21 protein-coding genes are annotated in these 19202 nt (G+C 62.4%); 12 read left to right on the plus strand and 9 right to left on the minus strand.

The genetic code is table 11. The annotated features are described in order from the left end of the window. Positions 1-15 precede the first annotated feature (15 nt). Positions 16-804: a tRNA pseudouridine(38-40) synthase TruA gene (gene truA / locus CN311_RS02390; RefSeq protein WP_097571839.1), complete on the plus strand. Its 789-nt coding sequence runs from the start codon at positions 16-18 to the stop codon at positions 802-804. Here the strand turns inward: truA and CN311_RS02395 are convergent. Further along, the gene (locus CN311_RS02395) at positions 769-1371 is read right to left on the minus strand and encodes a transporter (RefSeq protein ID WP_097571840.1); all 603 of its coding nucleotides are present in this window, start codon (positions 1369-1371) and stop codon (positions 769-771) included. The genes truA and CN311_RS02395 overlap by 36 nt on opposite strands. Next, complete coding sequence (gene dapE, locus CN311_RS02400; RefSeq protein ID WP_097571841.1) at positions 1355-2572, minus strand: succinyl-diaminopimelate desuccinylase; 1218 nt, start codon at positions 2570-2572, stop codon at positions 1355-1357. The genes CN311_RS02395 and dapE overlap by 17 nt, the downstream gene beginning before the upstream one ends. A gap of 116 nt (positions 2573-2688) precedes the next feature. On the opposite strand from dapE, the gene CN311_RS02405 reads away from it, so the two are divergent. Further along, entirely contained in the window at positions 2689-3732 is a 1044-nt protein-coding gene (locus tag CN311_RS02405) for a 2-dehydropantoate 2-reductase (RefSeq protein WP_097571842.1), read from the plus strand. Here CN311_RS02405 and CN311_RS02410 read toward each other — a convergent pair. The 3 genes from CN311_RS02410 to dapD form a co-directional block, all read right to left on the minus strand. Then, positions 3632-4408 carry a hypothetical protein gene (locus CN311_RS02410; protein ID WP_097571843.1) on the minus strand — a complete coding sequence of 259 codons (777 nt, stop codon included), beginning with the start codon at positions 4406-4408 and terminating at the stop codon, positions 3632-3634. The two genes, CN311_RS02405 and CN311_RS02410, sit on opposite strands and share 101 nt — an antisense overlap. Before the next feature lie 152 nt (positions 4409-4560). Beyond that, on the minus strand, positions 4561-4938 hold the full coding sequence (locus tag CN311_RS02415) for a DUF805 domain-containing protein (protein ID WP_097571844.1): 378 nt from the start codon (positions 4936-4938) through the stop codon (positions 4561-4563). A 117-nt stretch (positions 4939-5055) separates the two neighbouring features. Then, positions 5056-5910 carry a 2,3,4,5-tetrahydropyridine-2,6-dicarboxylate N-succinyltransferase gene (gene dapD / locus CN311_RS02420; RefSeq protein ID WP_097571845.1) on the minus strand — a complete coding sequence of 285 codons (855 nt, stop codon included), beginning with the start codon at positions 5908-5910 and terminating at the stop codon, positions 5056-5058. Positions 5911-6055: 145 nt separating this feature from the next. On the opposite strand from dapD, the gene CN311_RS02425 reads away from it, so the two are divergent. Beyond that, complete coding sequence (locus CN311_RS02425; protein ID WP_097571846.1) at positions 6056-6901, plus strand: LOG family protein; 846 nt, start codon at positions 6056-6058, stop codon at positions 6899-6901. Between the two features lie 85 nt (positions 6902-6986). Here CN311_RS02425 and CN311_RS02430 read toward each other — a convergent pair whose 3' ends face one another. Beyond that, positions 6987-7706 carry a pyrimidine 5'-nucleotidase gene (locus CN311_RS02430; protein WP_097571847.1) on the minus strand — a complete coding sequence of 240 codons (720 nt, stop codon included), beginning with the start codon at positions 7704-7706 and terminating at the stop codon, positions 6987-6989. A gap of 161 nt (positions 7707-7867) precedes the next feature. On the opposite strand from CN311_RS02430, the gene CN311_RS02435 reads away from it, so the two are divergent. The 3 genes from CN311_RS02435 to CN311_RS02445 all read left to right on the plus strand — a co-directional run bounded on the left by CN311_RS02435 (position 7868) and on the right by CN311_RS02445 (position 10406). After that, positions 7868-8629: a GGDEF domain-containing protein gene (locus tag CN311_RS02435; RefSeq protein ID WP_097571848.1), complete on the plus strand. Its 762-nt coding sequence runs from the start codon at positions 7868-7870 to the stop codon at positions 8627-8629. 170 nt (positions 8630-8799) lie between these two features. Further along, positions 8800-8970, plus strand: a complete 171-nt coding sequence (locus CN311_RS32410) for a hypothetical protein (RefSeq protein ID WP_165779561.1) — start codon at positions 8800-8802, stop codon at positions 8968-8970. Continuing rightward, the gene (locus tag CN311_RS02445) at positions 8967-10406 is read left to right on the plus strand and encodes a GMC oxidoreductase (protein WP_097571850.1); all 1440 of its coding nucleotides are present in this window, start codon (positions 8967-8969) and stop codon (positions 10404-10406) included. The genes CN311_RS32410 and CN311_RS02445 overlap by 4 nt, the downstream gene beginning before the upstream one ends. Before the next feature lie 123 nt (positions 10407-10529). Here CN311_RS02445 and phhA read toward each other — a convergent pair whose 3' ends face one another. Then, positions 10530-11363 (minus strand): phenylalanine 4-monooxygenase, encoded by an 834-nt coding sequence (phhA, locus tag CN311_RS02455; RefSeq protein ID WP_097571851.1) that lies wholly within the window; start codon positions 11361-11363, stop codon positions 10530-10532. A 139-nt stretch (positions 11364-11502) separates the two neighbouring features. Between phhA and CN311_RS02460 the strand changes: the two genes are divergently transcribed. The 4 genes from CN311_RS02460 to CN311_RS02475 all read left to right on the plus strand — a co-directional run bounded on the left by CN311_RS02460 (position 11503) and on the right by CN311_RS02475 (position 15060). Further along, the gene (locus CN311_RS02460) at positions 11503-11979 is read left to right on the plus strand and encodes an Lrp/AsnC family transcriptional regulator (RefSeq protein ID WP_097571858.1); all 477 of its coding nucleotides are present in this window, start codon (positions 11503-11505) and stop codon (positions 11977-11979) included. A gap of 103 nt (positions 11980-12082) precedes the next feature. After that, on the plus strand, positions 12083-12346 hold the full coding sequence (locus CN311_RS02465) for an Imm53 family immunity protein (RefSeq protein ID WP_245440693.1): 264 nt from the start codon (positions 12083-12085) through the stop codon (positions 12344-12346). Between the two features lie 805 nt (positions 12347-13151). After that, complete coding sequence (gene bla / locus CN311_RS02470; RefSeq protein WP_097571852.1) at positions 13152-14111, plus strand: subclass B3 metallo-beta-lactamase; 960 nt, start codon at positions 13152-13154, stop codon at positions 14109-14111. A 79-nt stretch (positions 14112-14190) separates the two neighbouring features. After that, complete coding sequence (locus CN311_RS02475) at positions 14191-15060, plus strand: efflux RND transporter periplasmic adaptor subunit (protein WP_097571853.1); 870 nt, start codon at positions 14191-14193, stop codon at positions 15058-15060. Between the two features lie 48 nt (positions 15061-15108). Here the strand turns inward: CN311_RS02475 and argB are convergent, their stop codons facing one another. Beyond that, positions 15109-16002: an acetylglutamate kinase gene (argB, locus tag CN311_RS02480; protein ID WP_097571859.1), complete on the minus strand. Its 894-nt coding sequence runs from the start codon at positions 16000-16002 to the stop codon at positions 15109-15111. 156 nt (positions 16003-16158) lie between these two features. Continuing rightward, positions 16159-17655, minus strand: coding sequence for an amidase (locus CN311_RS02485; protein ID WP_097571854.1), 1497 nt, complete (start codon positions 17653-17655; stop codon positions 16159-16161). 124 nt (positions 17656-17779) lie between these two features. Between CN311_RS02485 and CN311_RS02490 the strand changes: the two genes are divergently transcribed. After that, positions 17780-18319 carry a sigma-70 family RNA polymerase sigma factor gene (locus CN311_RS02490; RefSeq protein WP_097571855.1) on the plus strand — a complete coding sequence of 180 codons (540 nt, stop codon included), beginning with the start codon at positions 17780-17782 and terminating at the stop codon, positions 18317-18319. After that, the gene (locus CN311_RS02495; RefSeq protein WP_097571856.1) at positions 18316-19032 is read left to right on the plus strand and encodes an anti-sigma factor; all 717 of its coding nucleotides are present in this window, start codon (positions 18316-18318) and stop codon (positions 19030-19032) included. The genes CN311_RS02490 and CN311_RS02495 overlap by 4 nt, the downstream gene beginning before the upstream one ends. Positions 19033-19202: the final 170 nt, after the last annotated feature.

Consider the following 19202-nt stretch of genomic DNA (forward strand, 5'->3'; position numbering starts at 1 on the left):
AAGTAATCGCCAGGCATGCCGCGTTTTCGCCTCGATATCGAATATGACGGCAGCCTCTACGCCGGCTGGCAACGCCAGGCCGACCAGCCCTCGGTGCAGCAGGCGATCGAACAGGCGATCGAGAAGTTCTGCGGCGAGGAAGTCTCGCTGCGCGGCGCCGGCCGCACCGATGCCGGCGTCCATGCGACCGCCCAGGTGGCGCATGTCGATCTCATCAAGGCATGGCCTGACGACAAGGTGCGCGACGCCGTCAACGCCCATCTGCAGGCCGCCGGGGCGCGCATTGCCGTCCTGAAAGCGGCCGCCGTTGCCGATGGCTTCGACGCGCGTTTCTCGGCGACCGGTCGCCACTATCTCTACCGCATCGTCAACCGGCGCGCCCCGGCGGCGCTTGACAAGGGCAAGGTCTGGTGGGTGCCGAAGCGTCTCGACGCCGCCGCCATGCACGAGGCGGCGAAGGTGCTGCTGGGGCGGCATGACTTCACCACCTTCCGCTCGACCCAATGCCAGGCCGACAGCCCGGTGCGCACACTCGATCGGCTGGATGTCAGCCGCTCTGGCGACCTGATCGAAGTGAAGGCCTCGGCGCGCTCTTTCCTGCACAATCAGGTGCGCTCGATGGTCGGCTCGCTGAAACGCGTCGGCGAAGGCGGCTGGACCATTGCCGACCTGAAGGTGGCGCTCGATGCGCGCGATCGCGCCGCCTGCGGCCAGGTGGCGCCGCCCGACGGGCTGTTCCTCGTCGGCGTCGATTATCCGGAAAAAATTCTAGGTCCCGCTGGTTGGCAGCGCAATGCCGAGTAGCGCCAGCAGGCCGGTCTGCACAGCCAGTGAGACCACGAACATGCCGGCAAAGACAGCGGTGCCGACAGCCGCACCCTTGCTGATCGCGGCATTGGTCATCCGCCAGGTCAGCATCATCGACAGCGCGAAAAGAAACAACCACAACAGTCCGGCGAATGCACTGGTCGGCGGCAGGACGAGCCGGACCAGCGTCGACGGCAGCATGATCCAAGCGACGATCGCTGACGCCCAGTTGCTGGCAACGACATAGTGCACGAACCGGCCGCCGAATCCGGCGTGCTTCGCCACCAAAGCGAGAGCGACTAGCGGCAGTAGCCATGAACCGATGTCGACCGTTGCCAGGCGGATCAGCATGCCGAGGCGCCCGGCGAACGCATCGGGGTCACCGATCTCGTTGGCAAGACCGACCCAGCTGACGATCATCGCCGGCGCAGCGACTACAATGGCAAAAAAGGAATTCCAGAAACCGTCGGCTGAAAGGTCGAGCAGGCGCAGCCCATCGGCCTTGCCGAGCATAAGCCGCCAGGCGCCGGCCAGCGAAGCATAGGTTTCATCCGACGAAAGCATGATCAGGCAGGCCTCGCTCGAACCAGTCTTCGATGAAGCGCTGATAGATCTGCGTCAGCGTCTCGAGGTCGGCAAGTGCGACACGTTCGTCGACCATGTGCATGGTCTTGCCGACCAACCCGAATTCGACCACAGGACAATAGTCCTTGATGAAGCGCGCGTCGGATGTGCCGCCGGAGGTGGAAAGCGCCGGCGTCCTGCCGGTCACCGCCTGGACCGAACCGCCGAGCGCTTCGATCAGTCGGTCGTCGCGCGTCAGGAAGACGTGGCTCGGCCTGTCGCGCCAGACGAGTTCGTAGTCGACCGGCGTCTTCTTGCCCGTCCGGTATTTCTTGCGCTTCGCCGCCCGGTCGAGACGGTTGTGGATCTCCGTCTGGATCGTCTCGGCCGTCCACGTGTCGTTGAAGCGGATGTTGAAGGTGGCGGTCGCCTTCGCCGGAATGACATTGGTGGCCGGATTGCCGACGTCGATGGAGGTGACCTCCAGGTTGGTCGGCTGGAAATCCGTCGTGCCTTTGTCGAAGGCCGGGTGCAGCAAGCCCTCGACCAGGCTCAACAGTCCGCGCACCGGGTTGTCGGCAAGTTGCGGGTAGGCGGCGTGGCCCTGCCGGCCGTTGACGATGACGCTGCCGGACAGCGAGCCGCGCCGGCCAATCTTGATCATGTCGCCGAGCGTCTCGGGATTGGTCGGCTCGCCGACGATCGAGGCGTCCCATTTCTCGCCCTTGGCCGCCGCCCATTCGAGCAGCTTCGTCGTGCCGTTTATCGCCGGCCCTTCCTCGTCGCCGGTGATCAGCAGCGAGACCGAGCCCTTCGGGCCGCCCGTCCTGTCGACATGGCGCGCCACCGCGGCGATGAAACAGGCGATGCCGCCCTTCATGTCGATGGCGCCGCGGCCGAACATCTCGCCTTTGGCGATCTCGGCGGCGAAAGGCGGATGCGTCCAGGAGGATTCATCGCCAACCGGAACCACGTCGGTGTGCCCCGCAAACATCAAATGCGGGCCGTTGCCGGAGCGCCGCGCATAAAGGTTCTCGATGTCCGGCGTGCCTGCTTCCGAAAACACCGGGCGCTCGACGGAAAAGCCGAGCGGCTTCAGCATGTCTTCCAGCGCGCTCAGCGCACCGCCCTCGGCGGGCGTCACGGAGGCGCAGCGGATGAGGGCGGCGAGATTTGCAACGGGATCGGTCGGCAACGTCATGGGCAAAGCGATAGTCGAAAGCGAAAGGCCTGTCACGGCCAGACATGAAGGCGCGCGATACCGCCGACATTATGGTTTTCATGTCGTATAGTTACAGGCCAAGGTGAGCTTATCGCATGGCCAGGCAAGAAAAAACGATAGTCATCGCCGGCGCCGGCAGTATCGGCTGCTATGTCGGCGGCTGTCTGGCGCTCGCCGGGCGCAAGGTGATTCTTCTGGCGCGGCCGCGTATCGAGGCGGCGGTGCGCAAGGCCGGCTTGCGGGTCAGCGACCTCGATGGCCGCGACCGCCGCATAGCGCCGGGGGCACTCACCATCACCACCGATCCGGCCGTGTCCTTGTCCGGCGCCGATATCGTCCTGGTGACGGTCAAGAGCGGTGCGACCGAAGAGATGGCGGTGCTCATTGCCGCCCATGCCCGCCCGGACGCGATGGTGGTCAGCCTGCAGAACGGCGTCGACAATGCCGAGAGGCTGCGGACCGGGCTTGGCCAGCGCCGCGTATTCGCCGGCATGGTGCCGTTCAACGTCGTCCAGTCGCCGGATGGCGAATTGCCGCTTCGCGTGCATCGCGCCAGCGAAGGCAAGGTGCTGATCGAAGACGGAGCGGCAGACCTTGCCGGTCAGCTTGCGGTCGAGGGGCTAGCAGTCGAAACCCACCGCGACATGAAATCGGTGCTGTGGGGCAAGCTTTTGATGAACCTCAACAACGCTCTCGTGGCGCTGTCCGACCTGCCGCTGGCGACGGAACTTGCCGATCGCCGTTGGCGCCTGATCCTGGCCGGCCAGATCGAAGAGGCACTGGCGGCGATGAAGGCCTCAGGCATCGAGCCGGCACGGATCGCCGGCCTGCGCCCGGCTCTGCTGCCAAAGGTGCTGCGTCTGCCCGACTGGCTGTTCAAGGTCCTGGCGCGGAGGATGCTTGCAATCGACGCCGCGGCACGCTCGTCGATGTGGGACGATTTGCAGCGCGGCCGGCCGACGGAGATCGACGAATTGCAGGGTGCGATCCTGCGCCTGGCCGACAAGGCCGGCACGCGGGCGCCGTTGGTCAAGCGGATCACGGTTCTGATGCGTGAGGCGGAAGCGAAGCAGCGTGGATCGCCGGGCTTGGAGCCGGAGCAGGTTGCGACGCCGGCGGGCGGCTTTCGATCAAGGTGATCTTCTGCCAGATCTTTCGCGACAGGTTGGAAGCCAGGTTCTCGATGTCGTTGACGCCGTTGATCACCACATCATCGTTCACCGACTGGGCAAAGAGCGCGGCGATCTTGCCGGTGATCGACAGCATTTCGGAGCAGTAATCGAGATAGCGGGCAAGGTCGGCGGCGTTGGTGATGCGGGCAGGTGAATGCGCCGTCGGCTTGAAATGGGTTGAGAGGGCGGCCGGATCCTTGGTGAGCTGATGCATGTCGATGACATGGATCAGCGATCGCAAACCATGAAGCTCGCGAAACACGCGCTTGCGCTTGATGCGCTCCTCGCTCCGGATCAGCGTCAGGAAGCCGATCACCGCGAGGAGGATCATGTTGACCGAGGATTCAATGCCTTGCACCGACTGGATGGCGTCGTGGGTTCGCGAGAGGCGGCCGAGCGGCAGGATCGTGCCGACGAACAGGAACATCAGCGCACCTATGACGATGGCGGCCACAATGGCGCCGCGCAGCCACCAGATCGGCGCTTCCAGCGCCTTCGCCGACTTGGCAAGGTCGCGTGACAGCGACACGAGTTCGGCGGCGACGCCACGCAGGCCTGCGTCGGGAAAACGCTCTGCGACGCGCTCTTCCAGCCGCTCGGCGGTTTCGATGATCAGTTTCGAATCAAGCGTGCGGTAGCGCATGGCGAGAAACTCGATCGATATTCAGGTTTTCGGCGATGCTAGAGCATGATGCCGAAAAGTGTGAAGCGGTTTCCGGATGACATCATGCTCTATCTCTTTGATTTAGAGCCGAATTCAGATTTCAGGTCGACTTGACCTGAAATCATCCGGCTCTAGGATTCGGCCGGTGAATTGGTGCGTTTGCCATAGCGGTTGGGTCCCGGCTGCCCGGGAAACAGGCAGAGCACGAGGAACGCGACAATCGAGACAACAGGCACGAAAAGCACCAGCGCTGCTATCCCCGGCTTGTCGAGGTCGTGCAGCCGCTTCACCGCCAGTGCCACGTTCGACCAGAGCGAGGCGACGAAGGCGATGAAGAATATGAACGACCACACGTTGCTCTCCGTCGTGCCTTCCGCCACCAGCGTGAAGCGATAGAGCGGGAAGGCTTGTATGATGGCGACGAGCAACCCTCCGAGAAAATAGGCCGCGCGGCTGACACGGCCTGATATTCTGAAGAAAAGCCAGATGAGATCTGATCTGTCAGGCAAGCGGGTCCGGTCCGTATTGGTTGGCGCCTTTGCTGCTTTCGAGGATGCCAAGCTTCGCCAACAGCCAGCGCGACGGATCGTCGCGCCGGCGGAAAGTGCGTTTGTTCCGGGAAAAGATCAATCGCGCAGCAATTCGTTGATCGAGGTTTTTGAACGAGTCCTGGCGTCGACCCGCTTGACGATGACGGCGCAGTAGAGACTAGGCCCGGGCTCGTTGTTTGGAAAGGGCTTGCCCGGCAGCGAACCGGCGACGACGACGGAATTGGCCGGCACCTCGCCGTAGAAGATCTCGCCGGTGGCGCGGTCGACGATCTTGGTCGACTGGCCGATGAAGACGCCCATGCCGAGCACCGACCCTTCGCGCACGATGCAGCCCTCGACCACTTCGGAGCGTGCGCCGATGAAGCAATTGTCCTCGATGATGGTCGGACCGGCCTGCATCGGCTCCAGCACGCCGCCGATGCCGACGCCGCCCGACAGATGAACGTTCTTGCCGATCTGGGCGCAGGAGCCGACCGAGGCCCATGTGTCGACCATGGTGCCGCTGTCGACATAGGCGCCGACATTGACGAAGGACGGCATCAGCACGACGCCCGGCGCGACGTAAGCCGAGCGGCGCACGACCGACGAGGGCACGGCGCGGAAGCCGGCCTTCTCGAAATCGACGGCGCTCCAGCCATCAAATTTCGACGGCACCTTGTCCCACCACACGGCCTGGCCGGGGCCGCCCTTGATGATTTCCATCGGGTTGAGCCGGAAGGACAACAGCACCGCCTTCTTCAGCCATTGGTTGACATGCCATTTGCCGTCTGCCTGACGCTCGGCGACGCGCACGGTGCCGCGGTCGAGCAGGTCGAGCGCCGACTGGATGGCGTCGCGCGTCGCGCCGCGGGTTGCGGTCGAAATCGCATCGCGTTCCTCGAAGGCTTTCTCGATGGTCATTTCGAGGCTCACGAGATCCGGCTTCGACATGAATTCGCTCCATTACCACGCTGTTAAGGGGCCACGCCTTAACCTGTTTTGAAAGTCGCGCGGACCCTATGTGAAGGTCGGGTAGGGGTCAATCGCGGCTGCGTCATGGGACGGCGCAAGTGAAGAGTTGGACGGGTAGAACAATATGAATCCAATGGAAAAGGCGGGATGGACGCCGCTGCCGCATTCGGACGAGGATCTGGAGCGGTCGAAAAGCGTTCCTGACACGCCGCAGACGCGCGCCGATACCTACCGGCTGGCCTGGAACGACCCCGACTTCATGACGCGGCGCGAATTGCGCGCGGTCAGGCTGCAGCTTGAGCTGTTGAAGCCGGAGATGATCCTGGCCGAACGCGGCATCCGCTCGACCGTCATCCTGTTCGGCGGCGCGCGCATTCCCGAACCCGGCGGCGAAGCCTGGGCGGCCAAGAACGAGACGCAGAAGAAGAACCTCGAGAAAAACAGCAAATATTACGAGGAGGCGCGCAAGTTCGCCCGCCTCTGCTCGCGGCAGTCGGCCACCTCCTACTACCGGGAATTCGTGGTCGCCACCGGCGGCGGCCCAGGCGTCATGGAGGCCGGAAACCGCGGCGCCGACGATGTCGGCGCGCCATCGATCGGCCTCAACATCGTGCTGCCGCACGAGCAGGCGCCGAATGCCTATGTGACACCCGAACTCTGCTTCAACTTCCACTATTTCGCGGTCCGCAAGATGCATTTCATTATGCGAGCCAAGGCGGTCGCGGTTTTTCCAGGCGGCTTCGGCACCATGGACGAGTTCTTCGAGGCACTGACCCTGATCCAGACCGGACGCATGGAGCGGGTGCCGGTGATCCTGTTCGGCAAGGCTTTCTGGAAGAAGGCTATCGACCTCGATTTCCTCGCCGAGCAAGGCACGATCACGCCCGGCGACCAGGACATCATCGATTTCGTCGATACCGCCGACGAGGCCTGGGGGATTATCAGCCGCTTCTACAAGCTAGGGGAGTAGGTCGGCGAACTGGGGAATTGAAGAACTGAAGAATTGAGGAAAAGGAGGCCCGGATCGTTCCTCCGTTCCCCAGTTCTTCAATTCCTCAGTTCTTCGATTCCTCTACCCCCTCCACAATCGCCGTGAGAAACGTCGCGAGATCGTCGGTGACGAAATCCACATCGTCCTCATTGGCCGGGTCGCGTTCCCAGATTTCCGAGAAGGTCGGCTCGAAATTGCGCGGCACCACCAGCACCGTGGTCATGCCCAGCGATTTGGGAACGGATAGGTTGCGGGCGAGATCCTCGAACATCACCGCATTGTGGCCGGTGATGGCGTGGAGTTCCGCGAATTTCTCATAGCTCTGCCGCGCCGGCTTTGGCGTGAGCCCGGCGGCGATGATATCGAAGATGTCGTCGAAATGTTCGAGAATGCCGAGTTGGCGCGCGGTGCGTTCGGCATGCCTGCGATCGCCATTGGTGAAAATGAACTTGCGGCCGGGTAGCTGGCGAATAGCAGTACCGAGAACGGGATCGGGCACCAGCCAGGAATAGTCGATGTCGTGGACCTTCTCGAGAAAGTCGTCGGGGTCGATGCCATGGCGCGTCATCAGCCCGTTCAGCGTCGTGCCGTATTCCTGATAGAGTTCCTTCTGCAGCTTGCGTGCATCCTCGCGCGGCAAGGTCAGCAATTCTCCGACATAGGCGGTCATCTTCACGTCGATCTGCGAGAACAGATTCGAATGATGCGGATAGAGTGTGTTATCGAGGTCAAACACCCAGTCGGTGACATGGGCAAAACGGGCGGGGTCGGGGAGCGCGGTCATGCGATCCTTATGGCACGAAACGATGCCTTTGGCAGAGGCTTTATCCACAACTTATGCGCGTCCCGGGCGGTGAAAGTGGCGCCACGATTCAAATTTTAGCTATCGCCGAAAGATGGCGTTCAGGGCTTGCTGGCACAGAGACGGTCCAGTGGGAGCCAGCGATGAGTCGCATATTTCTGAAGTCCGCCGCCGTCGCTTTCGCCTCCCTCGCGGCCTCGCTCCTGCTGACGTTGATCGTCGTTCCGGCCATGGGCTTTCCAATCAACCGCACCATCTGGCTGACATCCACGGTCTGTCCACTGGCTCTCGCCTGGATCGCCGGCGCCTACACGTTCTGGCAAGGCGAGAGGCTGAAAAGCGCTCACCGCGATCTCGCCCGCGCCCATGCCCAGCTCGCTGCTGCGCACCGGCGCCTGTCGGAGAAGGCGAGCCGCGACGACATGACCGGCATGCTCAACCGCGAGAGCTTCTTTGCCGCGCTCGAAGGCTCGCGTCGCAGATCCGATCGCGGTGCGTTGCTGATCATCGATGCCGATCACTTCAAGAAGATCAACGACAGCTTCGGTCACCTGACCGGCGATGACGCGCTGCTCCTGATCGCCGCCGCCATCGAACGTGGCGTGCGCAGCGGCGACGTGCTCGGCCGCATCGGCGGCGAGGAATTCGCCGCGTTCCTGGCCGGCGCCACCGACCAGGAAGCCAAACGCGTCGCCGAGCGCATCCGCCGTGAGGTCGAGCTGATCCGCTTCCGACCGGTTGACGAGCGAGTCATACCCCTTACCGTCAGCATCGGCGGCACCCTGTGCGGCGAGGATGCCGCCGTGTCGGAACTGATGCGCGCCGCCGATCAGCGCCTCTATGAGGCCAAGCACCGCGGCCGCAATCTGACGATCCTCGACAACGACATTTCCGAGGCCGCCTGAGCAATTCCGGCCGTTAGCACAATCCTAACCCTGTTTGAATTCATGCCGCCCGTTCACACGCCTGAAGCAGGTTTCCAGCTAGGTTTGGCATGGATTTGGCTTCTCCTGGCGAGCATGTGCCGTTGAGGGAAAGCCATGCGTGGATCGAAGTCCCAATCGAGAGACGTATCATGAGTTTCTTCACCAAAAAAATATCGCGCCGCATGGTCATGCAGGCGCTGATCGCGTTGCCGACCCTGTCGCTGTTCCGCGGACTGCCCAAGGCTGATCGCCCCGATGCCGATCCGGACGCGATCGTCGAGATCAATGGCTGGATCCTGAAGCGGAGCGATCTCGCATGATCTTCGACAGCTACGAGGCCTTCCGCGCTGCCAATTTCACTCCCAAGGTCTGCATCCTGGGCTCCGGGCCGGCCGGCACCACGATCGCCAGGAAGCTTGGCGCCGCCGGCATTCCGGTTGTGGTGCTTGAGGCCGGCCCCCGCGAATTCAGCGATGATTCGCAGGATTTCTACCGTGGCAGCACGGTCGGCGATCCCTATTTCGATCTCGACATCACCCGCCTGCGCTTCCTCGGCGGCAGCTCCAATCACTGGGCCGGCTGGTGCCGGGTGCTCGACAAACAGGATTTCGAGCCGAAGGCCTGGGCGCCCGATACCGGCTGGCCGATCAGCCGCGCCGATATCGAGCCCTATCTGAACGAAGTCCACGACATTCTCGAACTTCCCGACTTCCGGCCGGATGTGTCGATCTCGGACGACATTCGCTGGGTGCAGCTGATCAAGAGCCCGGCCGTGCGCTTCGGCGAAAAATATGCCGACGAACTCGACAAGAGCAAAAACATCGCCGTCGTGCTCAACACCTACGCCACCGAACTGGCCGGCGACGGCAGACGGGTGACCGGCGCCAAACTGTGGTCGAACGGGCAGGATGCCGGATCCTTCACTGCCGATTATTTCATCGTCTGCACCGGCGGACTGGAGAATTCACGGCTGCTTTTGTGGTCGAACCAGCGCTCGAACGGCGGCGTGGTGCCGAATGCCGCGGCTCTCGGCCGCTATTGGATGGAGCATCCGACCTTCGAAGGCGGCAATGCCATTCTCGCCGACTACAGCGAGTTCGAGGTCGATGCCACCAACGAGGCCTTCTTCTCGCCGACGCTCGCCGCGATGGAGCGCCTGAAGATCATGAATTTCGGTATCCGGCTGATCGAGACGCCCTATGCGGGCATCAAAAGCCTGGTTGCCGACCTCGCTTGCACCGCACCCGACATGGCCGAATGGGTGGCCTATCAGCTCAGCCAGAATTTGCGCTGCGCCGCTCAGCTCTATGTCGCCTGGGAACAGGCGCCGCTGGCTTCGAACCAGATCGAACTGTCGAAAACCGATGTCGACCACGCCGGCGTGCCGCGCATCGAACTGCACTGGAAGAAGTCGGAGATGGAACACCGCACCCTGCTGGAGGGATTGAGGTTGTTCGGCACCACGCTTGTTCAGAAGAACCTCGGCCGTGTGCGTATCGCCGACTGGATCGTCAATGGCGGGGATTATCCGACGAATGAGGAACTGGCCGGCCACCATCACATGGGCGGCACCCGCATGGGTACCGACGTCACCAAGAGCGTGGTCGACGCTAATTCAAAGGTGCACGGCATGGACAATCTCTACGTCGGCGGCTCCTCGGTATTCTGCACGTCCGGCGAATGCAACCCGACGACCACGATCACCGCATTGGCCTGCCGGCTGGGCGATCACCTCGGCAAGCTGATCGCCGTCTGATGGTTCCGCTCAAATCGTATTGCAGCGACGCCGAGCCGGCCACGATCTTGCGGTTCACGACAGCGGCGCTCGACCTTCAGCGCGAGCAGATTGCCCGGCTGAAGGCAGAAACCGGCTGAGCCGTCAGACGGTTGCCGGGTCGAGCGCCGGCTTGCCCTTGTTACGTCCGACGATAGCGGCCATGTCGGCGGTCTGGAACGCGTCGCGCAAGGCGTCGAAGGACGGCAGCACGAAATAGGCGCGCTGGAACTTGTCGATCTCGTAGCCGGTGCGCATCACCGTTTCCAGATCGAAGGCGACATGGTGCGCATCCCTGCTTTCGACGGCGAATTGCAGTTCGGTGAAGGATGACATCAGTCCGGCGCCGAACGCTTTCAGCGGTTGGCCGGCCTCCTGCATCAGCCCGTACTCGGCCGTATACCAGTAGAGCCGGGTGATCATCTCGTCGCCGCCGAGCGCGATCACGTCCTCGGCCCTCTCTCCATACATCTGCATGAAGTCGGCGAAGACCGGCTGCGTCAGCGCCGGCACATGGCCGAAGAAGTCGTGGAACATGTCCGGCTCGACGATGTAGTCGAGCTCCTGGCGCGTCCGTAGCCAGTTGGTGACCGGAAAGCGGCGGTGGGCGAGGTGGTCGAAAAACGGCGCGGCGGGAATAAGGCCGGGCACGGCGACGATCTCCCAGCCTGTCAGCTTGCGCAGCTTTTCACTGACCGCGCCGAAATCCGGGATCTGGTCGAGAAGACCAAGTTCGGCGACGCCGTCGAGATAGGAATGATGCGCCAGCTTGCGCGTCAGTTTCGTCTGCCGGTCGCACAGCGTGCGCCACACCGCCTGTTCGTCGGCGCTGTAGTCGTACCCCTGCGCCACCGTGAAATCGGCACGGCAGACCGAATAGTCACCGCGCAGCCCTTGTGCAGCACATTCTCTCGCGTAGTCGGCAACGCTCATCGTCATGGCTGTTCTCCTCGCAATCGTGGCCATCGGGCTTCCAGTCAAGATTACGCAAAGCCGGCGAGGCAAATCAGCCTTGATGATGGCTTGAATGCAGGATTTGAGGTAAAACTCACCACTACAGAGCTGTTGGAGAGTGAAAATGCCTCAGTTTGACGATTTCGAGATCAAGATGCTCGATATCCTGCAGCGCGACGGTCGCAAGCCGGTATCCGAACTGGCCGAGCAGATCGGCCTGTCGACGACGCCATGCGCGCGCCGCTTCGAGGCCCTGCAAAGTGCCGGCATCATCAAGGGCTTTGCCGCCGTGCTCAGCCGCCGCGCTGTCGGCCTGATGGTCGAGGTCTTCATCCAGGTGCGTCTGGTCAGCCACAGCGATGGCTCACCGGAAAGCTTCATTGCCGCCGTGCAGCGCATGGACGAGGTCTCGTCATGCTGGACGATGACCGGCGACCACGATTTCCTGCTGCATGTGATGGTGCCATCGGTCGACGAACTCAACGCCTTCGTCATGCACCGGCTGATGCGGCTCGCCGGCGTGCGCGACGTCCACACGCAGCTTGTGCTGCAGAACATCAAGGGGCCGGGCCATGTCCCGCTCAGCCATCTCAGGCGATGAAATCACCTCACCTCCGTACCCCTTGAGGCGATTATGTATTTGACAAACCCGGCTAGCCCGAAGCCTTCTTCCTATGCTGTAGCCGGTCCGATAGCTTAGCTGGATGGATGTTCTAGATTGGCTAGCCCGCTGGTATGAAGCTCAATGCGATGGGGATTGGGAGCATGCGTTTGGTCCTTCAATCAGCACCATCGATAACTCGGGCTGGTCCTTAAAGATTGACCTTGTAGGGACAGACTGCGACGGGCGGACCCTTGATCTGATCTCGCACAACTACGGTCACGAAACCGACTGGTGGGCCTGCTGGACGGAGGGGAACGTGTTTCATGGGGGCTGGCGGCCCACTCCACCTTCGTTCGCTTCTTGAGAATTTCCGAGAGTGGGCCACGCGAATTCGCTAGCGCTACCCAGCCGTAGGGGAATTAGCCCTGTGGAAATCGGGCATCCCGCATTTCTGTTTGAGACCACATTAGGGATCACTCAGCCAGATCTGTCGAAAAAAGAAATCGGCCCATTTCTTGTCTCTCGTTGTTGAGGAAGAGCGTTAGCGCGGCCTGGCGGCAGTTTGCGATATACAGAACGCCCACATCGGGACAATCAGCACCTCAGGAAAAGCTGCACGCAAACTGCTGAACCGAGCCGATACCAGATCCAGATCGACGACTAGGACATGCGGACCGCCTCTGCGGCTTACGTTCAACTCCGCGAGGGAAAGGTCAGTCCGTCGCGATCCCTGTGCCGGTTGGTCCGGTCCATTCCTTGTCAACCAGAGCACGCGCTGTCAGCGTGGGCGACCGCCTCGTCGAAACCCATCATGGAGCGCCATTTGTGCGACTCCGAATAGAAGCGCGATGCGGACGGGCCGGTAGAGCGATCGTTACCCGGATGGACCGAAACCGCTGACGGCGGGTTCCGTCGAGGGCCGCTGTGCGGCCGAAGATAGAGCCCGCTCGCGCGGAAGCGCGGCTGCCCCGGACACGTCAAAACATTGTCGTTCACCTTGGTTTGGCGGAATGGCTTGGTCGCGCCATTTTCAGGGATTGACGGCAAGGATCATAGCTTACATCGGCAAGCAATAGACCTCGCCGATTTGGTTCTCCAGTGCTATGTTCTGGTAGGACAGTTAGGTTGACGGCCGGAAGGCCCTGGTCGAATCGTCTGAGGAGGACGGGATGCTCGCCTCTGGTTTGAAGGTCGGCAGTTTGTTCCTTGCAGGAGTGTTTGCTATCGGCCTTGCGACGCCGGCGTTTTCGCAGACATCGCCGGAAAAAATTCCGACCGAGGAACAGCTCGCCAACGACAACAATCTTTTCCTCAAGCTCGCGAGGAAGGCCCTGAAATGGGAAGAGCAGGAGGAGCCGGTTCATATCCTCGGGCCGATCTACTTCGTCGGCACCAAAGGGCTCGGCGTGTTCCTGTTCACTACGCCTGAAGGCCACATCCTGATGAACACCGGCATGCCGTCTTCCGGGCCAATGATCGAGGAGTCGATCAAAAAGCTCGGTTTCAAGCCAGAAGACATCAAGGTGATGATCAACGCTCATGCGCATATCGATCATGCCGGTGCCTTCGCCTATCTCAAGGAGAAGTACGGGGCCGAGATGGCGGTGATGCGCGAAGATGTCCCGGCGATGGAGAGCGGCGACAAGGGCGACTTCAAATACGCCGACGATTTTCTCTATCCACCGGTCAAGGTCGACCGCGTGCTGCGCGACGGCGACACGGTGAGGTTGGGCGATGTAATGCTCACCGCCTATCTGACGCCGGGCCATACGCGCGGGGCCACGACCTGGGTCGCCAACCTCATGGTTGACGGCAAGGCCTATGTCGTGGTGTTCCCCGATGGATCGGGGTTCAACCCCGGCTACCGGCTGGTGAAGGACCCTTCATATCTTGGCATCGCCGACGACTACCGGCGGACGCACCACATGCTGGAAATGCTGAAGCCCGACATCTGGCTGGCGCAGCACAACGAATATTACGACTTCGCCGGCAAGCGCGAACGGGCCAAGACCGAGGGTGTTGCCGCTTGGATCGACCCTGAAGGCTACCGCCGCTTCATCGCCGGCAAGAAGCGCGCCTTCGAGAACGAGGTCGACAAGGAACTCGGAGTCGCAAAGGCCGCCAACTGATGAGACCTCGCCGTGGCGGGGCGCCACTTAGGGGTTCTTTCGAACAGTGGGCAATGGTGCGAAACCCGGGAGGAGTCTAATGGTCGGAAACAGCTTTCCCGCGCGAACGCTCAGTTTGGCGGCATTGTGCATCTTTGTCGCTGCCTGCTGCCTTGCGGCGCAGACAGCCACGGCGCAGGATTCACTTGAGAGCAAAGTATACGAATTCAAGGGCAAAGTCATTGCAGCCCGTGAAGCCGAAATCGCCGCACGCGTCGACGGACGGCTGGCCAAGATCAACTTCACCACGGGGCAGATCGTGAAAAAGGGCGATTTGCTCTTTGAGTTCGACGTGAAGTTCAGAAAGCTCACTCTTGATACCGCTCAAGCGCAACAGAAGGTGATGGAGGCTCAACTTCAGCTTGCCGACGTGAAGCTGAAAAATGCGGAAGCACTGCAGGCTCGCAACGTCTCGTCGGACATGCAAGTGCTTGAAGCGCAAGCGCAGCGAGGTATCGCTGCGGCCAACGTCGATGCGGCCAAAGCCAACGTAGGGATTGCGCAGCTACAATTGGATCAGACGAAACTGTTTGCTCCGATTGACGGAATGATCAGCCAACCTTTTGTCCGGGAAGGCGCCTACTTAACGCTGGAAGCGCTCAACCAAAACCGGTTGGCTGTCATCATTCAGTTGGATCCGATCAAGGTCGTTGGCGAAGTACCTTTCGACGCCTACGCCGAGCGCCGGGAAATGTTTGATGTCCGCAAGAACGGAGGCGAAATGCTGGAGTATACGCTCGTCCTGCCGAACGGCGAAAAGTATCCCCACACAGGACGCCTGGTAGAAGGGACCGGCGAGTTCGACCCGCAAACGCAGGCTATGGCGGTCGCAGTGGGGTTCGAGAATCCGGAATTCTTATTGAGGCCCGGCCTCACGGTGACCCTGCAATCTGCCGTCCGCCGCAGATAGGCGTGCCGCCTAGATCGACTGGCGGCGAGCGACAAGGGCCGCTGCCGCTTATGGCACGATCAACGTGCCGGCGCCGTGTTCGGTGAAGAGTTCGAGCAGCACCGAATGCGGCGTCTTGCCGTTCAGGATGACGACGCCTTCGACACCACGCTCGATCGCCTCGATGCAGGTCTCGACCTTGGGGATCATGCCGCCGGACACCGTGCCGTCCTTGATCAGCGCTTTCGCCTCGGCCACCGTCAATTCGTCGATCAGCTTCTTGTTCTTGTCGAGCACGCCGGGCACGTCGGTGAGGAACAGCAGGCGTGTCGCCTGGCAGGCGCCGGCGATGGCGCCGGCAAAGGTGTCGGCGTTGATGTTGTAGGTGTGGCCGTCGCGGCCGGGCGCCACCGGCGCCAGCACCGGGATCATTTCGGAACGCGCCAGCAGGTCGAGCAGCGTGCGGTCGACCTCGACCGGCTCGCCGACGAAGCCAAGATCGAGCACGCGCTCGATATTGGAGTCCGGGTCGATCATGGTCTTTCGTGCCTTCTCGGCGAACACCATGTTGCCGTCCTTGCCGCACAGGCCGATCGCCCACTCGCCCTCGGCGTTGATCAGCGCCACGATCTCCTTGTTGATCGAGCCCGCCAGCACCATCTCGACGATCTCGACCGTCTTCTGGTCGGTGACGCGCAGGCCGCCCTCGAATTTCGATTCGATGCCCATCTTGGTCAGCATCGCGCCGATCTGCGGCCCGCCGCCATGCACGACGATCGGGTTGACACCGGATTGCTTCAACAGCGCGATGTCGCGGGCAAAGGCCTTGCCGAGTTCAATGTCGCCCATGGCATGGCCGCCATATTTCACCACCACGGTCTTGTTCTCGTAGCGCTGCATGTAGGGCAGTGCTCGCGAAAGCAGCGCGGCCTGCATTTCGGCGGTGGCGGCGACGTCCGTCATCGGTATGTTCCCGGCTTTTGGTTTATGCATGTCGTTGTCCCAAAACCGCTGGGCACTTTTGGGCGACATGCATCAGGAAAGAACGGCGGCGTCTTAGCGGGAATTGCGGCAGGCCGCAAACGGCTTTGCTGTCAAAATGATGAAATCGGCCCGCCGTCAGGCCGGGACCCTGAGCGGCGCCCGCCGCTTGAGCCACCCCGAAATCTTCTCCATCTGCGCGGCAAGCGACAAAAGCGTCTCCTCGTCCCCGGGCCGGCCGGCGGCCTGGATGCCCAGCGGCAAGCCGGCCTCGGTGACATGGACAGGCAACGCGATCGACGGCTGGCCGCTGACATTCTGGATCGCCGGCCAGTGGGTGAACCACAGGCTCTTGTCCATCAACTGGCCAAGCAGTGGCTTGAACCGCAGCAGGCGGGTGAGATGCAGCCGGTCCAGCATGTTCTCGATGAACTCATCGGCACCCTTCGGGTCCATGGCGCCGCAGGCCAGCGGCGGGTGCGCGATGATGGGCATCAGCACGGCGTCATATTGCGCGGTCTCGCTGATCAGCGGGCGCGATGTGGCATGCAGCCGCTGCAGGCCGGCATAGATCTCGCCGGCAGAAGTGATTTCGCCGAAGCGGCCGATGACCCGCGTAGCGCGCTCCAGGTCACGGGAGATGGAGCGATCGACGCGCGCACCTTCAAGCCGTATGATGCCGGCCACTGCCGCCGCGACGGTCTTGCAGAAATCCGCCATGAAATCGCGATCGATATAGGGCAGGTCGATCTCCTCGACGCTGTGGCCGCCTTCGCGCGCCAGCGCCACGGCCGTGTCCAGCGCCGTCTGTGCCTCGGCCGATATCGGCAGGCCAAGCGGCGATTTCCGGTAGGCGGCGAGCTTGAGCTTGCCGGGGTCGCGCGCTGCAGCGGCGGCAAAGGCGCCTTTCGGCCATGGCGCCGCATAGGGCGACAGCGGATCGGGTCCGTGGGTGAGATCAAGCAGCAAGGCCGAATCCCGGACCGAGCGGGCCAGCGCGTGGTCGACGACCAGGCCATACCAGCTTTCGGTGACCAGCGGCGTCAGCGGCACGCGGCCGCGCGCGGTTTTCAAGCCCACCAGCCCGGTGCAGGCGGCCGGAACGCGGATCGAGCCGCCGCCGTCCGAGGCATGCGCCACCGGCACGACGCCGGCCGCGACCAGCGCCGCCGCACCTCCCGACGAGCCGCCGCTGGTGTGCGCCGTGTTCCACGGATTGCGGGTAATGCCGAAAGCGGCCGATTCGGTCATCAGCCTCAGCCCGTGTTCAGGCGAGGTGCTGGTGGCGATAGGGATCAGGCCGGCGGCCAGGTGGCGCTCGGTCATCACCGAGTTGAAGTCGGCGGTGAAGGCGGGAATGCGGCTGCCAGAATGCGTCGGCACGCCCTTCATGGCGATGCCGAGATCCTTGATCGCAAAAGGCACGCCGGCCAGCGGCAGATTACGGTCGACGGTTTTCGCCCGCGTCCGCGCTGCCTCGTAAAGCGGCTCGGCAATGGCGTTGATATCGGGACGCGTGGCCTCGGCCCGGGCAATGGCTGCATCGACAAGCTCCGGCGCCGAGATCTCTCCCTTGCGCACCAGGCTGGCCACGCCGGTTGCATCAAGCTCCCACAGAGCGCGTTCGACCGACATTCCTGCGTCCCCGCTATTGGCAAAGCTAGCTTGCGGCAGTCTCCTTGGCAATTGACGTGCAAATGCCGGCGTATGGAGCGTTCGGCCGTTGCAAATACATTGCAATCTTCTAATTTGGCGGCCGATGACGCCGCAGGACATCACCAAGTTGATAGTCCGGACTTCGATGAAGGACCGGGCCGCGTTCGACCTGCTTTACCGGCAGACGAGCGCGAAACTTTTCGGCGTCTGCCTTCGTGTATTGAATGACCGGGGAGAAGCTGAAGAGGCGCTGCAAGAGGTCTTCGTCAAGATATGGACGAAGGCGGATCGTTTTGCCGTTTCGGATCTGAGCCCGATCTCCTGGCTGGTGGCCATAGCGCGCAATCATGCGATCGATCGCATCAGGGCGCGCCGCAAGCCCGCCGCGGACATTAATGCCGCGCTCGACGTGGCCGATCCGGCGCCGGGACCCGAGGCCATGGTTGTGGCGGGCGGTGAGGCCGAGCGCGTCCATCATTGTCTCGATGAGCTGGAGAAGGACCGGGCGGCGGCCGTCCGGGGCGCCTATTTGAACGGCGAAAGCTATGCCGAACTGGCGGAGCGCCATGGCGTACCGTTGAACACGATGCGGACCTGGCTGCGGCGCAGTCTGCTGAAACTGAGAGAATGCCTGGAAAGATGACGCTGGCAGAGGACAACGGACCGGAACGTGGAGGCGACGACCTTCTCGCCGCCGAATACGTTCTTGGCGTTCTGGCCAAAGATGAGCGCCAGATTGCGTCCCGTCGCGTCGATACCGAATCCACCTTCGCCCGCCTCGTCGATGTCTGGGAGGTACATTTTTCGCCTCTGGCCACCGCCTATGCTGCGGTCGAGCCTCCAGCCTCCGTCAAGGTGGCGATCGATCGGCGGCTGTTTGCCTCGACGCCAGCCAGCTCCGCCGAACCTCGGACCGGCCTCTGGTCGAGCCTCGGTTTTTGGCGCAGCGTTGCTGCCACGGCGCTGGCAGCGCTGGCGATCTATATCGCCGTGCCCTATGTCAGCCCGCCGGTCGAGCAGGAGCGGCTCGTCGCCTCGCTGGCCGCCGACGGCAGCGACGTCAAATATCTTGTCGTCTATGACGCGGCCACGCACGATGTCGGCCTTTCCCACGTTTCGGGCGAGCGCGCCGCCGGCAAGGATTTCGAACTGTGGATGATCGAGGGCAAGAACGCGCCGGTCTCGATGGGCGTCATCCCGGCCGGTGCCACCACGCACCTCACAGCGTCGCCGGTCGTGCAGCAGAAGCTTGCGCAAGGCGCCGTGCTCGCGGTCAGCCTCGAGCCCACCGGCGGTTCGCCGACCGGCCAGCCGACCGGTCCCGTTGTCGCGGCGGGCGACCTGAAGGGTATCTGACGGGCCTCGGTATCCGGTTTCCGCTGAGATTCAGGGATTGTAAGTCTATCTGCTGTTGCATCGCACTCTCGAAAGCATAAATTGCGGGGTGTCGCTCGCCAAAAAATCCTGCTTGCGTTTGCGATAAATGAAAATTTCTTCTGAGCGCCGAAACTCAGCCAATCTGGCCC

Origin of the sequence: Mesorhizobium sanjuanii, from assembly GCF_002529485.1 — a bacterium.
GTDB lineage: Bacteria > Pseudomonadota > Alphaproteobacteria > Rhizobiales > Rhizobiaceae > Mesorhizobium > Mesorhizobium sanjuanii.

Excerpts from the sequence above, each read along its gene's own strand:
- truA (WP_097571839.1), top strand. The coding sequence starts at position 16 with ATGCCGCGTTTTCGCCTCGATATCGAATATGACGGCAGCCTCTACGCC.
- CN311_RS02395 (WP_097571840.1), bottom strand. The coding sequence starts at position 1,371 with ATGCTTTCGTCGGATGAAACCTATGCTTCGCTGGCCGGCGCCTGGCGG.
- dapE (WP_097571841.1), bottom strand. The coding sequence starts at position 2,572 with ATGACGTTGCCGACCGATCCCGTTGCAAATCTCGCCGCCCTCATCCGC.
- CN311_RS02405 (WP_097571842.1), top strand. The coding sequence starts at position 2,689 with ATGGCCAGGCAAGAAAAAACGATAGTCATCGCCGGCGCCGGCAGTATC.
- CN311_RS02410 (WP_097571843.1), bottom strand. The coding sequence starts at position 4,408 with ATGCGCTACCGCACGCTTGATTCGAAACTGATCATCGAAACCGCCGAG.
- dapD (WP_097571845.1), bottom strand. The coding sequence starts at position 5,910 with ATGTCGAAGCCGGATCTCGTGAGCCTCGAAATGACCATCGAGAAAGCC.
- CN311_RS02425 (WP_097571846.1), top strand. The coding sequence starts at position 6,056 with ATGAATCCAATGGAAAAGGCGGGATGGACGCCGCTGCCGCATTCGGAC.
- CN311_RS02430 (WP_097571847.1), bottom strand. The coding sequence starts at position 7,706 with ATGACCGCGCTCCCCGACCCCGCCCGTTTTGCCCATGTCACCGACTGG.
- CN311_RS02435 (WP_097571848.1), top strand. The coding sequence starts at position 7,868 with ATGAGTCGCATATTTCTGAAGTCCGCCGCCGTCGCTTTCGCCTCCCTC.
- CN311_RS32410 (WP_165779561.1), top strand. The coding sequence starts at position 8,800 with ATGAGTTTCTTCACCAAAAAAATATCGCGCCGCATGGTCATGCAGGCG.
- CN311_RS02445 (WP_097571850.1), top strand. The coding sequence starts at position 8,967 with ATGATCTTCGACAGCTACGAGGCCTTCCGCGCTGCCAATTTCACTCCC.
- phhA (WP_097571851.1), bottom strand. The coding sequence starts at position 11,363 with ATGACGATGAGCGTTGCCGACTACGCGAGAGAATGTGCTGCACAAGGG.
- CN311_RS02460 (WP_097571858.1), top strand. The coding sequence starts at position 11,503 with ATGCCTCAGTTTGACGATTTCGAGATCAAGATGCTCGATATCCTGCAG.
- CN311_RS02465 (WP_245440693.1), top strand. The coding sequence starts at position 12,083 with ATGGATGTTCTAGATTGGCTAGCCCGCTGGTATGAAGCTCAATGCGAT.
- bla (WP_097571852.1), top strand. The coding sequence starts at position 13,152 with ATGCTCGCCTCTGGTTTGAAGGTCGGCAGTTTGTTCCTTGCAGGAGTG.
- CN311_RS02475 (WP_097571853.1), top strand. The coding sequence starts at position 14,191 with ATGGTCGGAAACAGCTTTCCCGCGCGAACGCTCAGTTTGGCGGCATTG.
- argB (WP_097571859.1), bottom strand. The coding sequence starts at position 16,002 with ATGACGGACGTCGCCGCCACCGCCGAAATGCAGGCCGCGCTGCTTTCG.
- CN311_RS02485 (WP_097571854.1), bottom strand. The coding sequence starts at position 17,655 with ATGTCGGTCGAACGCGCTCTGTGGGAGCTTGATGCAACCGGCGTGGCC.
- CN311_RS02490 (WP_097571855.1), top strand. The coding sequence starts at position 17,780 with ATGACGCCGCAGGACATCACCAAGTTGATAGTCCGGACTTCGATGAAG.
- CN311_RS02495 (WP_097571856.1), top strand. The coding sequence starts at position 18,316 with ATGACGCTGGCAGAGGACAACGGACCGGAACGTGGAGGCGACGACCTT.